The following is a 13,572-nucleotide window of genomic DNA, read 5'->3' on the forward strand; positions in this document are numbered from 1 at the left end:
TCAGTGAACCTCGACCGCAATGCCCTGCAACCGCTGCAAAGCCTCGTTCACCGGCTGAGGCAGCAACTGGCGCATGCAGTTGTAGTGGCCGAAACGGCAAGTACGGTCAAAGCACGGGCTGCATTCCAGGCCCAGGCGCACCACTTCAACCTTGTCGGCCAGGGGCGGGGTAAACCCTGGAGACGTCGAACCGTACACCGCCACCAATGGGCGGTTCAGCGCTGCGGCCACGTGCATCAGGCCGGAGTCGTTGGACACCACCGAATCCGCACAGGACAGCAGGTCAATCGCCTCGGCCAGCGATGTGTCGCCACTCAGGTTCACCGACTCTTCGCGCAGGCCAGGAATCAGGCGCTGGCGAATCTCTTCACCCACCGGATGATCTTTTTTCGAGCCGAACAACCACACCTGCCAGCCTTCGCGAATCTTCATCTCGGCGACTTTGGCGTAGTGCTCCGCTGGCCAGCGCTTGGACTCGCCAAACTCGGCGCCAGGGCACAGGGCAAGCACCGGGCGATCCAGCGTCAGGCCGAACTTGGCCAGGGCCGCGTCGCGGGTTACTGGGTCGATCTGCAGGCTCGGGCGCGGGTACGGCTTGGGTAGCTCCGTGCCCGGCTCATACGCCAACGCCATGAAGCGTTCGATCATCAGCGGGTAGCGCGCCTTATCCAACGTGCGCACATCGTTAAGCAGTACGTAGCGAAACTCGCCGCGCCAGCCGGTGCGCTTGGGGATGCCAGCAAAAAACGGCACCAGCGCCGACTTCAGCGAGTTGGGCAACAGGATCGCCTGGTCATACTGGCCGGCCAGGGATTTGCCGATGCGACGGCGGGTTGCCAGCTCCAGGGCGCCGTGGCCGAGCGGGAAGCTCAAGGCGTTGCGCACTTCGGGCATGCGCTCAAGGATCGGCCGGCTCCACTCAGGAGCGAGCACGTCGATCTGGCAGTCTGGGTGGCGCTGGCGCAAGCACTGGAACAGTGTCTGTGCCATCACCATGTCACCGACCCAACTGGGCCCAACGATCAGAATATTCATGTAGTTTCCACAAACGATGCGGGGAGGCTTATGCCTCCCCGCCCTAATAGTGTTTCAGCTCAACCCCAGCTCCTGCCAGATGCGCATCACCTGTCGCCGTTCGTCGGCGAACTGATCCCCCGCCACCGTACCGGCCTCGTTTTGCAAGGCCTGGCGATGCGCAGCGGAACGGTAGGCCTTATACACCTCGCGCAGCAGGTGGGCATCGGCGGCGGGCATCAACCCCACCTGCTCCAGGCCTTCCAGAATGCGGATATTGTCGGTGTAGCGCAGCAACGATGGGTGCTGGGCAGACCACGCCAAAGCCGCGTATTGCACCATAAATTCAATATCGACGATACCTCCGGCGTCCTGCTTGAGGTCGAACACGGCCGCGGCGTCGAAGGCATTGGCGCCGGTACCGGCTGTGGTGGCCTTGGTGCCCAGGTTGTCACGCATCTTGGTGCGCATCTCGCTGACCTCCTGGCGCAGTTTCGCCAGATCCCGCTCACGCCCCAACACTTTAGCCCGTACCTGCTCGAACGCACGGCCCACATCCTGACTGCCAACCAGCACCCGCGCGCGGATCAGGGCCTGATGCTCCCAGGTCCACGCTTCATTTTGTTGATAGCGATCAAATGCACCCAGCGAACTGACCAGCAAACCGGACGCACCGGAAGGTCGCAGGCGCATGTCCACTTCATACAACTGACCGGAGTTGGTCTGGGTGGTCAGCAGGTGAATGATGCGCTGGCCAAGGCGCGTGAAGAACTGCGCGCCGTCAATCGGCTTGGCGCCATCGGTTTCGGCCTGCGGATCGCCATCATGGATAAACACCAGATCCAGGTCCGAACCATGCCCCAGTTCGATCCCGCCGACTTTCCCATAACCGACAATAATGAACCCAGGATCGCACAGGGTGCCGTCCAGACGCTGCGGCGAGCCGTGGCGCGCCACGGTCTGGCGCCAGGCCAGGGCCAGCACTTGTTCGAGGATGGCTTCGGCGAGCCAGGTCAGGTAGTCGCTGACTTTCATCAACGGCAGGCTGCCGGCGATTTCCGAAGCGGCCACGCGTAGGCGGTGGGCGAGCTTGAAGTGACGCAGCGCTTCCATCTGCTGCTCAAGGTCGTCCTCGGGGATACGCGTAAGGCGCTCGCGCAATTCGGCGGCCAACTCCGGCGCCAGCGGCGGCTTGAACAGGCGGCCTTCGTTGAGCAACTCGTCCAGCAACAGCGGGAAACGGGTGATCTGCTCAGCAATCCACGGGCTGGCGGCGCACAGGGTCAACAGGCGGCGCAGGGCGTCGGGGTTTTCCGTGAGCAGCACCAGGTAAGCGGAGCGACGGGCGACGGCCTCCACCAGCGGCAGCACGCGCTCCAACACCAGGTCCGGGTTGGCGTGTTCGACCGCCTGGGCCAACAGGCGCGGGATAAACGCATCCAGCCGTTCGCGACCGAGGCGTTGCATCGCACGTAACTGCGGGCTGCCGCGCAAACCAGCCAGGGCCTTGAGCGCCCTGGGCGCGTCAGTGAAGCCGCCTTCGGTCAATTGGCGGCAGGCGGCGTCTTCATCCTGGGACTCTTCCCAGAGCGGCAACCACTCACCGCCCACTACCAACTCGCTTTCTTCGCCCTCTTCTTCATCGGGGTCGGCAATCACTTGGCGGAAGTGCCAGTCCACCCGACCACGCCAGTGCATCAGGCGCTCATGGAATGCGGCCCAGTCGGCAAAGCCCAGCATAAAGGCAATGCGCGCCTGATCTTCCGGAGTGCTCGGAAGCATTTGGGTCTGGCGGTCAGCTATTGCCTGGATGGCATGCTCGGTGTAGCGCAGGAATTCGTAGCCATTGCGCAACTCGGCGATCACCGCCGGCGGCAGGTAACCCTGGCCCTCCAGGGTACCGAGCACTTTGAGCAGCGGGCGTTGTTGCAGGCTGAGGTCGCGACCGCCGTGAATCAGCTGGAAGGCCTGAGCGATGAATTCCACCTCGCGGATACCGCCCGAGCCGAGCTTGATATTGTCGGCCATGCCTTTGCGCCGCACTTCCTGCTGGATCAACTGCTTCATGGTACGCAGCGCTTCGATGGCGGAGAAGTCCAGGTAGCGGCGGTACACAAACGGTCGCAGCATATCGAGCAATTGCGCACCGGCCACCTGGTCGCCTGCCACTACGCGCGCCTTGATCATGGCGTAGCGTTCCCAGTCGCGGCCCTGATCCTGGTAGTACTGCTCCAGCGCATTGAAGCTGAGCACCAGCGCTCCGGCCGAACCGTAGGGACGCAGGCGCATATCAACGCGGAACACAAAACCGTCGACGGTCATGGGGTCGAGGGCCTTGATCAGTTTTTGACCAAGGCGAATGAAGAACTCCTGGTTATCCAGTGAACGCTTCACGCCCACTGTTTCGCCGCCTTCGGGGTAGGCGAAGATCAGGTCGATATCCGACGAGAGGTTCAGCTCCACCGCGCCGAGCTTGCCCATGCCGAGGATGACCATGTGCTGCGGCTCGCCGCTGCGCCGGCCGGTGGGCGTGCCGAACTGCACGCAGTGGCGTTGGTACAGCCATTGGTAGGCTTGGTCGATGCAGGCGTCAGCCATGTCGGACAGATCACGACAGGTCTGCACCAGATCAGCCTGACGGGTCAGGTCGCGCCAAATAATCCGTACTTGCTGGCGCGTGCGCTGGCGACGCAATACGCGGCCCAGTTCGTCTTCGGTTTCGGCCTGTTGCACAGCGCCTGCAATTTGCCCGCACAGCTCGCCCGGCGCAAAGCTGCGGTCCAGCTCGCCCCAGGCCACCAGCTCCAGCAACATCAAAGGGTCACGAACACTCTGTTCAATGACGAAATCACTGGCGGCGCACACCCGGGTGAAGTCGGCCCAGCGTTGCGGCGTCCACGTACAAAGTCCATGATCGTCGTCCAGCGCGGCCACTGCGTCACGAAATGACTGCTCGGCCCGCTGGGCAATTGGGAGGAGAATGGCCGGCAATTCGGCCAGCATTGGAAGGCTCATGGTCTATCCTTGATCGGCGCGTAATGGGCTTGTTGCTGCGAACGCAAGAAGCACGCTCGATGAAGGACTGTCGAACAAAGGTTATAAATAGCTGAAAATTTATAGTTTTTGGCAGACAACATTAAACTTCTACCTTTTCTTGTTCGCAAAAGATCAACAATAACGATTATGCTCACCAGCCAGACCGAGCCATACGCTCGGTCTTGTGTAGTTTTACTACTCGTATATACATTCGAAAGGCTGAAATGGCCGACGATTTGTAGTAAAACTACAGGACGCCGAAGCAACCTTCGGCCATCCAAGAATTTATGTCGTCTGCCCACAAGGCCAGTCGCAAACTTCAGGCAACCGATTCTGGTAGCCTTTCCGCCCTGGAGCAAGCCATGCAAGACCTCGATCCCGTCGAAACCCAGGAATGGCTGGACGCCCTGGAATCGGTTCTCGACAAAGAAGGCGAAGACCGTGCTCACTACCTGATGACCCGTATGGGCGAACTCGCGACCCGCAGCGGCTCGCAACTGCCCTACGCCATCACCACGCCATACCGCAACACCATCCCCGTTACCCACGAAGCACGCATGCCTGGCGACCTGTTCATGGAACGCCGCATTCGCTCGCTGGTACGTTGGAACGCCATGGCGATGGTAATGCGCACGAACTTGAAAGATTCGGACCTGGGCGGTCACATCTCCAGCTTCGCTTCCAGCGCAACCCTGTATGACATCGGCTTCAACTACTTCTTCCAGGCCCCGACCGACGAACACGGCGGCGACCTGATCTACTTCCAGGGTCACACCTCGCCAGGCGTTTATGCCCGCGCGTTCATGGAAGGTCGCATCACCGAAGACCAGATGAACAACTTCCGCCAGGAAGTCGACGGTGGCGGCTTGTCGTCCTACCCGCACCCTTGGCTGATGCCTGATTTCTGGCAGTTCCCGACCGTTTCCATGGGTCTGGGTCCAATTCAAGCGATCTACCAGGCACGTTTCATGAAGTACCTGGAAGCCCGTGGCTTCATCCCTGAAGGCAAGCAGAAAGTCTGGTGCTTCCTGGGCGACGGCGAGTGCGACGAGCCGGAATCCCTGGGCGCCATCTCCCTGGCCGGCCGCGAGAAGCTGGACAACCTGATCTTCGTCATCAACTGCAACCTGCAGCGCCTCGACGGCCCGGTTCGCGGCAACGGCAAGATCATCCAGGAACTCGAAGGCGTGTTCCGCGGTGCTCAGTGGAACGTGACCAAAGTCATCTGGGGCCGTTTCTGGGACCCACTGCTGGCCAAGGACGTTGACGGTATCCTGCAACGTCGCATGGACGAAGTCATCGACGGCGAGTACCAGAACTACAAAGCCAAAGACGGCGCGTTCGTACGTGAACACTTCTTCAACACGCCTGAACTCAAGGCAATGGTTGCAGACCTGTCCGACGACGAGATCTGGAAACTCAACCGTGGCGGCCACGACCCGTACAAGGTCTACGCGGCGTACCACGAAGCGGTCAACCACAAAGAACAACCAACCGTCATCCTGGCCAAGACCATCAAGGGTTATGGCACCGGTGCTGGCGAAGCGAAGAACACTGCGCACAACACCAAGAAAGTCGACGTCGACAGCCTGAAGTTGTTCCGCGACCGCTTCGACATCCCGGTCAAGGACGAAGAGCTGGAAAACCTGCCGTTCTTCAAGCCAGAGCCAAACAGCGCCGAAGCCCGCTACCTGAGCGAGCGCCGCACTGCACTGGGCGGTTTCGTACCACAGCGCCGCGCCAACAGTTTCTCCGTACCGACCCCGGACCTGAGCACCCTCAAGGCCATCCTGGACGGTTCGGGCGACCGTGAAATTTCCACCACCATGGCCTTCGTGCGGATCCTCGCGCAGTTGGTCAAGGACAAGGAAATCGGTCCACGCATCGTTCCGATTATCCCGGACGAAGCCCGTACCTTCGGTATGGAAGGCATGTTCCGTCAGTTGGGCATCTACTCCTCCGTCGGCCAGCTCTATGAGCCAGTCGATAAAGACCAGGTGATGTTCTACAAGGAAGACAAGAAGGGCCAGATCCTCGAAGAAGGCATCAACGAAGCGGGCGCCATGAGCTCCTTCATCGCTGCCGGTACTTCGTACTCCAGCCACAACCAGCCGATGCTGCCGTTCTACATCTTCTACTCGATGTTCGGCTTCCAGCGTATCGGCGACCTGGCTTGGGCAGCAGGCGACAGCCGTACCCGTGGCTTCCTGATCGGCGGCACCGCCGGCCGGACCACGCTGAACGGCGAAGGCCTGCAACACGAAGACGGTCACAGCCACATCCTGGCTGCCACCATCCCGAACTGCCGCACCTTTGATCCAACCTACGGCTATGAGCTGGCGGTGATCATCCAGGACGGCATGAAGAAGATGACCGAAGAGCAGCAGGACGTTTTCTACTACATCACCGTGATGAACGAGTCCTACCAGCAGCCAGCCATGCCGGCCGGTGTCGAGGAAGGCATCATCAAGGGCATGTACCTGCTCGAAGAAGACACCAAGGAAGCAGCGCACCACGTACAGCTGATGGGCTCCGGCACCATCCTGCGTGAAGTGCGTGAAGCAGCGAAGATCCTGCGTGACGAATTCAACGTCGGCGCCGACGTGTGGAGCGTTACCAGCTTCAACGAACTGCGTCGCGAAGGCCTGGCCGTAGAGCGCAGCAACCGCCTGCATCCTGGTCAGAAACCCGCGAAGAGCTACGTCGAAGAGTGCCTGGCCGGCCGTAAAGGTCCAGTCATTGCCTCTACCGACTACATGAAGCTGTTCGCTGAACAAATTCGCCAGTGGGTCCCGTCCAAGGAATTCAAAGTCCTGGGTACCGACGGTTTCGGCCGCAGTGACAGCCGTAAGAAGCTGCGTCACTTCTTCGAAGTCGACCGTCACTTCGTGGTGTTGGCAGCCTTGGAAGCCTTGGCTGACCGTGGTGAGATCGAACCTAAGGTGGTGGCTGACGCTATCGTCAAGTTCGGGATCAACCCGGAAAAACGCAACCCACTGGACTGCTGAGGAGATTTTTTGTGAGCGAACTCATTCGCGTACCTGACATCGGCAGCGGTGAAGGTGAAATAATCGAGCTGTTTGTGAAGGTCGGCGACAAAGTCGAAGCCGACCAGAGCATCCTGACCCTGGAGTCGGACAAGGCGAGCATGGAAATCCCTGCTCCCAAGGCCGGCGTGGTCAAGAGCCTGAAAGTGAAGCTGGGCGACCGCCTGAAAGAAGGCGACGAACTGCTGGAGCTGGAAATCGAAGGTGCCGCTGATGCTGCACCTGCGGCGGCTCCTGCTGCCGCTGCTGCACCAGCGCCTGCCGCTGAAAAGCCTGCCGCTGCAGCCGAGGCCCCTGCGGCCCCGGCTGCTGCACCGGCCGCCGCCTCTGTTCAGGACATTCATGTTCCGGACATCGGTTCGTCGGGCAAGGCCAAGATCATCGAGCTGTTGGTCAAGGTTGGCGACACCGTCGAAGCCGACCAATCGCTGATCACCCTGGAATCCGACAAGGCTTCCATGGAAATCCCTTCGCCGGCTGCCGGCGTGGTGGAAAGCATCGCAGTCAAGCTGGAGGACGAAGTCGGCACCGGTGACTTCATCCTCAAGCTGAAAGTACAAGGCGCCGCACCGGCTGCCGCTCCAGCCCCCGCCGCCGCTGCTCCGGCTGCTGCCAAAGCTGAAGCTGAAGCTGCACCGGCCGCTGCACCTGCACCTGCTGCAAAAGCCGAGGCCGCACCGGCTCCAGCTGCTGCTGCACCTGCGCCAAGCGGTGCCAAGGTTCACGCTGGCCCGGCGGTACGCCAACTGGCCCGTGAATTCGGCGTCGAGCTGAACGCTGTGTCGGCCACTGGCCCACATGGCCGCGTGCTGAAGGAAGATGTGCAGGTTTACGTCAAAGCCATGATGCAGAAAGCCAAGGAAGCTCCGGCTGCCGGCGCTGCTACCGGCGGCTCAGGCATTCCACCGATCCCGGTCGTGGACTTCAGCCGCTTCGGCGAGACCGAAGAAGTGCCAATGACTCGCCTGATGCAAATCGGCGCGTCGAGCCTGCACCGCAGCTGGCTGAACATTCCGCACGTTACCCAGTTCGACCAGGCCGACATCACCGACCTGGAAGCTTTCCGCGTTGCGCAGAAAGCCGTGGCCGAGAAGGCTGGCGTGAAACTGACCGTGCTGCCACTGCTGCTCAAGGCGTGTGCACACCTGCTCAAGGAACTGCCGGACTTCAACAGCTCACTGGCGCCAAGCGGCAAAGCGATCATTCGCAAGAAATACGTCAACGTGGGCTTCGCTGTAGACACCCCTGACGGCCTGCTGGTACCGGTCATCAAGAACGTCGACCAGAAGAGCCTGCTGCAACTCGCTGCCGAAGCGGCTGCGCTGGCTGCCAAGGCCCGCGACAAGAAGCTGACCGCAGACGACATGCAAGGCGCCTGCTTCACGATCTCCAGCCTCGGTCACATTGGCGGCACTGGCTTCACGCCAATCGTCAACGCGCCGGAAGTGGCGATCCTGGGTGTTTCCAAGGCAACCATCCAGCCGGTCTGGGACGGTAAAGCGTTCCAGCCGAAGCTGATGCTGCCACTGTCGCTGTCCTACGATCACCGTGTGATCAACGGCGCGGCCGCTGCACGCTTTACCCAGCGTCTGAGCCAGCTGCTGAACGACATCCGCACCATCTTGCTGTAAGCCAGATCAGGTCTCCCCTTCACCGGGGAGACTTGGTTGCACCGATTTCCGAGCGCCACGCTCGTACCTCAACCCCGTCAATTTGGCGGGGCTTTTTTTGCTTTTCGATACAGACAGAACAGGTTTGTACACCTTCTGTCATCTCGATTGAAGAAATCCCTCGCACGGCCGATAACCCCCTTATAGCACTTAGCCTTCATCCTCTCTTGTCAGTCTGTGCCGCATGATGCAACCTTGCCACAGGCAACAAAAAAAGAGGGCGTGAGCCCTGCGCCGTGCGCGTTTTTTGAAGTGAGTCTCCCCATGAAAAGCCAACCCGATGTCGCCCGTATGGCGGCCGAGGTAGTGACGCAGTTACCGGTGCCTTCGCGCCTCGGTATGCTGCGTTTCGAGCGGCTTAATGAGGCAAGCTGGGCTCTCCTGTACCTTGACCCCAATTGCGAGCGCCAATTCGGCCTGCCTGCGGTCGAGTTGTGTGCCCTGCTCGGCACGCCCTACGCCAGCCTGATGGAACCCCAGGCCCGCTATCAACTGCACGACATCATCCAGCAGCAATTGACCCAGAGCCCTCATTACCTGGTGCGCTACACCCTGCACACCAGTGACGGCCCCCTGAGCCTGCTGGAAATGGGCGAAGCCTACAAACAACACAATCGCCATCTGCTGCGCGGCTACCTGATGGTGGTCGATGGTCTGTTCAGCGAGCTTCCCTTACCCGTCCCGACCGAGGATCTGGAAAGCCAGAACAGCCGCCTGCAAATCGCCCTGGAGCTGAACCAGCGCGCCCAGCAGGAGCAATTGCAGCACCTGGAACGAGTGCGCGCCCAGCAGGAACTGATCCTGTTGCTGGCCCGCCAGCGCTACACCGCCAACAATTCGCTTCAGGAAGCCGCCGAGCTGATCACGCGCAGCGCCTGCGATATCTACCAGATCGACTGCGCCAGCATCTGGAACCTCGAAGACCAGCGCCTGGTGCCAATCTCGGCTTACCACCGCGACAACCAACAGCACCATCTGCCCGAACCCATCGATGCCAGCCGCTTCCCGGATTATCTGGAAGCCTTGCAAAGCAGCCGCGCCATCGACGCCACCAACGCCATGCGCGATCCGCGCACCCGCGAAATGGCCGAGAATCTACGCAACAGAGACATCCACGCCATGCTCGATGCGAGCATCCGCGTCGACGGCCAAGTGGTCGGCGTATTGTGCCTGGAGCAGTGCGGCAGCCCGCGTGACTGGCAGGCTGACGAGATCGCCTTCGCCGGCGAGCTCGCTGACCAGTTCGCGCAAGTGATCAACAACCACAACCGCCGTACTGCCACCAGCGCCCTGCATTTGTTCCAGCGTGCGGTGGAGCAAAGCGCCAACGCCTTTCTGCTGGTCAATTGCGACGGCGTGGTGGAGTACGTGAACCCAAGCTTTACCGCGATCACCCAGTACAGCGCCGAAGAAGTCCACGGCCACCGCCTGGCGCAATTGCCCGCCCTGGAAAACCTCAGCGAATTGCTGTTCGACGCCCCATCGAGCCTGGCCAAGAGCAACAGCTGGCAGGGCGAGTTCAAGAGCCGGCGCAAGAACCTCGAACCCTACTGGGGCCAGTTGTCGATTTCCAAGGTGTATGGCGACAACCGTGAGCTGACGCACTACATCGGCATCTACGAAGACATCACCCAGACCAAGCTCGCCCAGCAGCGCATCGAGCGTCTGGCGTATACCGACAACCTGACCAACCTGGGCAACCGCCCGGCGTTTATCCGCAACCTCGATGAACGCTTTGCACGCGACAGCGATAGCCCGATCAGCCTGTTGCTGGTAGACATCGACAACTTCAAACGCATCAACGACAGCCTTGGCCACCAGACCGGCGACAAGCTGCTGATCAGCCTCGCCCGCCGCCTGCGCAACAGCCTGAGTGCCAGCGGCAGCCTGGCGCGCTTTGCCAGTAACGAGTTTGCGGTGTTGCTGGACGACACCGACCTGGAAAGCGGCCAGCAGGTCGCCAGCCAATTGCTGGCGACGCTCGACAAACCGATGTTCGTCGACAACCAATTGATCAGCGTCACCGGTTCCGTGGGCCTGGCCTGCGCGCCGCTGCACGGGCGCGACCCGCAGACCCTGATGCGCAACGCCGGCCTGGCCCTGCACAAGGCCAAGGCCAACGGCAAACACCAGGTTCAGGTGTTTACAGAGGCGCTGAACGCCGAGGCTAGCTACAAGCTGTTCGTGGAAAACAACCTGCGTCGCGCCCTGACCCAGAACGAACTGGACGTGTTCTACCAGCCCAAGCTGTGCCTGCGCAGCGGCCGGTTACTGGGCATGGAAGCGCTGCTGCGCTGGAATCACCCGGAAAAGGGCATGATCCGTCCCGATCAGTTCATCAGCGTGGCCGAAGAGACGGGGCTGATTATCCCTATCGGCAAATGGATCGCCCGCCAGGCCTGCCGCATGAGCAAGCAACTGAGCGCCGCCGGCATGGGCAACCTGCAGGTGGCGATCAACCTGTCACCCAAGCAGTTCTCCGACCCGGACCTGGTGGCCTCGATTGCCACAATCCTCAAGGAAGAAGAGCTGCCGGCCAACCTGCTGGAGCTGGAGCTGACCGAAGGCCTGCTGCTGGAAGCCACTGAAGACACGCGCCTGCAACTGGATCAGTTGAAGAGTTTTGGCCTGACCCTGGCCATGGACGACTTCGGTACCGGTTACTCGTCGCTGAGCTACCTGAAAAAATTCCCCATCGACATCATTAAGATCGATCGCAGCTTTATCCATGAAATTCCGGACAACCAGGACGACATGGAAATCACCTCGGCCGTGATCGCCATGGCTCACAACCTCAAGCTCAAGGTCGTGGCCGAAGGCATCGAGACCGCCGAGCAACTGGCGTTCCTGCGTCGGCATCGCTGCGACGTGGGCCAGGGCTACCTGTTCGACCGGCCAATCCCCGGCGCAGAGCTGCTTGAGAAGCTCAAACGCTACCCGCGCGGGCCAATCGCCTGACAGCGCGGTAACACTCGGGCACACTGGCTGTCTGAATTCTTACCTTACTCAATCTGACTGAGAGGACTGATCATGGTCTTGCGCTCGGAAATTCTGGTGAACAAAAACGTGTTGCCTACTCAAGAACAAGCGTTGCCTGGTCGTGAAACCCCAATGAACCTGCCGGAGACGCACTTCGTCAACGGCAACCCACTGCTCGGCCCGTTCGTCGATGACGTGGGTTTTGCCATCTTCGGCCTGGGCTGCTTTTGGGGTGCGGAGCGCAGGTTCTGGCAGCGCGAGGGCGTGGTCAGCACCGTGGTCGGCTACGCGGGCGGCTACACGCCGAACCCGACTTACGAAGAAGTTTGCTCCGGCCTGACCGGTCACAGTGAAGTGGTGCTGGTGGTTTATGACCAGGCCAAAGTGAAATACGAAGACCTGTTGAAGATGTTCTGGGAATTGCACAACCCAACTCAGGGCATGCGCCAGGGCAACGATATCGGCAGCCAGTACCGTTCGGTGGTCTATGCGACCACGCCTGAGCAATTGGCGGCGGCGAAGGCCAGTGCCGAGACTTATCAGCAAGAGCTGACCAAATCCGGCCTGGGTGCTATCACCACGGAAATCGAAGAAGCCCCAACGGTGTACTTCGCCGAGGCGTATCACCAGCAATACTTGGCGAAGAACCCGCAGGGCTACTGTGGGATCGGCGGGACCGGCGTGACCTGCCCGATCTAAAGCCGACGTAGATCAAAATGTGGGAGGGGGCTTGCCCCCGATAGCTGAATGTCAGTCAGTACATCTGTAGCTGACCCACCGCTATCGGAGGCAAGCCCCCTCCCACACTTGATCAGCGCCGAGGATTATTCGGCGATAAGCCAATCCATCTGCCACCCACCCTGGGTCTGGCCAAGCTTCTTGGACAGCCACGGCAGCAGTTCACGCAATTCCTCTTCCAGACCCCAAGGCGGGTTGGCAATCGCCAGGCCCGAGCCCGTCAAGGTGTTGGGCGTGTCCAGCGGATGCACCAGCAATTCCACACGCAGCAACTTCGGCGCACCGGTGCCGGCCAGGTCCTGGTAGAAGCGACGCAGCATGCGTTGATCCTTCACCGGGTACCAGATCGCCGCGACGGTTTGGCGCATGCGGCTGACGGCTTCCTTGAGGGAGGCGGCGCAGCGTTGCATCTCGTCGAGCTTTTCAAACGGCGGGTCGATCAGCATCAGCGCGCGTTTTTCCGGCACAGGCAGCAAGGCACGCGGCACATGCCAGCCTTCGCCCAAGTGCACTTTGACGCGGCGATCACCCTTCATATTGTCTTTGAGCAGCACGCCGTCCTCCGGGTGCTTTTCATTGAGCAACACGCGGTCCTGTGGGCGTGTGAGGCGCCGCGCCAGTTCCGGCGAGCCAGGGTAGTAGCGTAACTGACCGTCAGGATTCATCTCGTGAAGCACGCGCATGTAATCGGCAGTCAGCGGCGGCAGGTCGCTTTCGCCCCATAGGCGCGCGATGCCTTCCAGATACTCACCCGTGCGATTGGCCTGGTCGCCTTGCAGGTCGTACAGACCAATCCCTGCGTGGGTGTCGAGGTAGGCGAAAGGCTGCTCCTTGCGCGACATCAGGGCGATGAGGCGGGTCAAGGTCAGGTGTTTGAAGACATCGGCGTGGTTGCCGGCGTGAAAGGCGTGACGATAATTCATGGTTGCTCCTGCGCAGGGGGCGAAGTTTACCTTCTACGGGCGCAAAGGTGCAGGGCTGCATGCCGGGCGGTGCTTATGTCGTAAAAGCAGGACGGGGACTGAAAAAAATCTAAATGCTGGCGCCAAGGCGGATTTATTGTGGCCATCCACCATCCAGGGAGGTCA

General features: G+C 60.7%; 7 protein-coding genes. 4 read left to right on the forward strand and 3 right to left on the reverse strand.

Features of this window, described 5'->3' with window-relative positions; translation table 11 throughout:
- Both waaF and glnE read right to left on the reverse strand, forming a co-directional pair.
- On the reverse strand, positions 1-1,035 hold the full coding sequence (waaF, locus tag CKW32_RS23065) for a lipopolysaccharide heptosyltransferase II (protein ID WP_095186098.1): 1,035 nt from the start codon (positions 1,033-1,035) through the stop codon (positions 1-3).
- 54 nt (positions 1,036-1,089) lie between these two features.
- Complete coding sequence (glnE, locus tag CKW32_RS23070) at positions 1,090-4,029, reverse strand: bifunctional [glutamate--ammonia ligase]-adenylyl-L-tyrosine phosphorylase/[glutamate--ammonia-ligase] adenylyltransferase (RefSeq protein WP_095186099.1); 2,940 nt, start codon at positions 4,027-4,029, stop codon at positions 1,090-1,092.
- Positions 4,030-4,412: 383 nt separating this feature from the next.
- On the opposite strand from glnE, the gene aceE reads away from it, so the two are divergent.
- The 4 genes from aceE to msrA all read left to right on the forward strand — a co-directional run bounded on the left by aceE (position 4,413) and on the right by msrA (position 12,445).
- On the forward strand, positions 4,413-7,058 hold the full coding sequence (gene aceE, locus CKW32_RS23075) for a pyruvate dehydrogenase (acetyl-transferring), homodimeric type (RefSeq protein WP_095186100.1): 2,646 nt from the start codon (positions 4,413-4,415) through the stop codon (positions 7,056-7,058).
- Positions 7,059-7,069: 11 nt separating this feature from the next.
- Complete coding sequence (aceF, locus tag CKW32_RS23080; RefSeq protein WP_095186101.1) at positions 7,070-8,728, forward strand: dihydrolipoyllysine-residue acetyltransferase; 1,659 nt, start codon at positions 7,070-7,072, stop codon at positions 8,726-8,728.
- Positions 8,729-9,031: 303 nt separating this feature from the next.
- Complete coding sequence (locus CKW32_RS23085; protein ID WP_032890362.1) at positions 9,032-11,725, forward strand: bifunctional diguanylate cyclase/phosphodiesterase; 2,694 nt, start codon at positions 9,032-9,034, stop codon at positions 11,723-11,725.
- Positions 11,726-11,797: 72 nt separating this feature from the next.
- Complete coding sequence (gene msrA, locus CKW32_RS23090; RefSeq protein ID WP_032890360.1) at positions 11,798-12,445, forward strand: peptide-methionine (S)-S-oxide reductase MsrA; 648 nt, start codon at positions 11,798-11,800, stop codon at positions 12,443-12,445.
- 125 nt (positions 12,446-12,570) lie between these two features.
- Here msrA and CKW32_RS23095 read toward each other — a convergent pair whose 3' ends face one another.
- Complete coding sequence (locus CKW32_RS23095; protein ID WP_016975658.1) at positions 12,571-13,407, reverse strand: 23S rRNA (adenine(2030)-N(6))-methyltransferase RlmJ; 837 nt, start codon at positions 13,405-13,407, stop codon at positions 12,571-12,573.
- Positions 13,408-13,572: the final 165 nt, after the last annotated feature.

The sequence above is a fragment of the Pseudomonas sp. Irchel 3H9 genome, from assembly GCF_900187495.1.
Classification (GTDB): domain Bacteria; phylum Pseudomonadota; class Gammaproteobacteria; order Pseudomonadales; family Pseudomonadaceae; genus Aquipseudomonas; species Aquipseudomonas sivasensis.

Coding starts and splice junctions, on each gene's coding strand:
- aceE (WP_095186100.1), top strand. CDS start 4,413: ATGCAAGACCTCGATCCCGTCGAAACCCAGGAATGGCTGGACGCCCTG.
- glnE (WP_095186099.1), bottom strand. CDS start 4,029: ATGAGCCTTCCAATGCTGGCCGAATTGCCGGCCATTCTCCTCCCAATT.
- msrA (WP_032890360.1), top strand. CDS start 11,798: ATGGTCTTGCGCTCGGAAATTCTGGTGAACAAAAACGTGTTGCCTACT.
- waaF (WP_095186098.1), bottom strand. CDS start 1,035: ATGAATATTCTGATCGTTGGGCCCAGTTGGGTCGGTGACATGGTGATG.
- CKW32_RS23085 (WP_032890362.1), top strand. CDS start 9,032: ATGAAAAGCCAACCCGATGTCGCCCGTATGGCGGCCGAGGTAGTGACG.
- CKW32_RS23095 (WP_016975658.1), bottom strand. CDS start 13,407: ATGAATTATCGTCACGCCTTTCACGCCGGCAACCACGCCGATGTCTTC.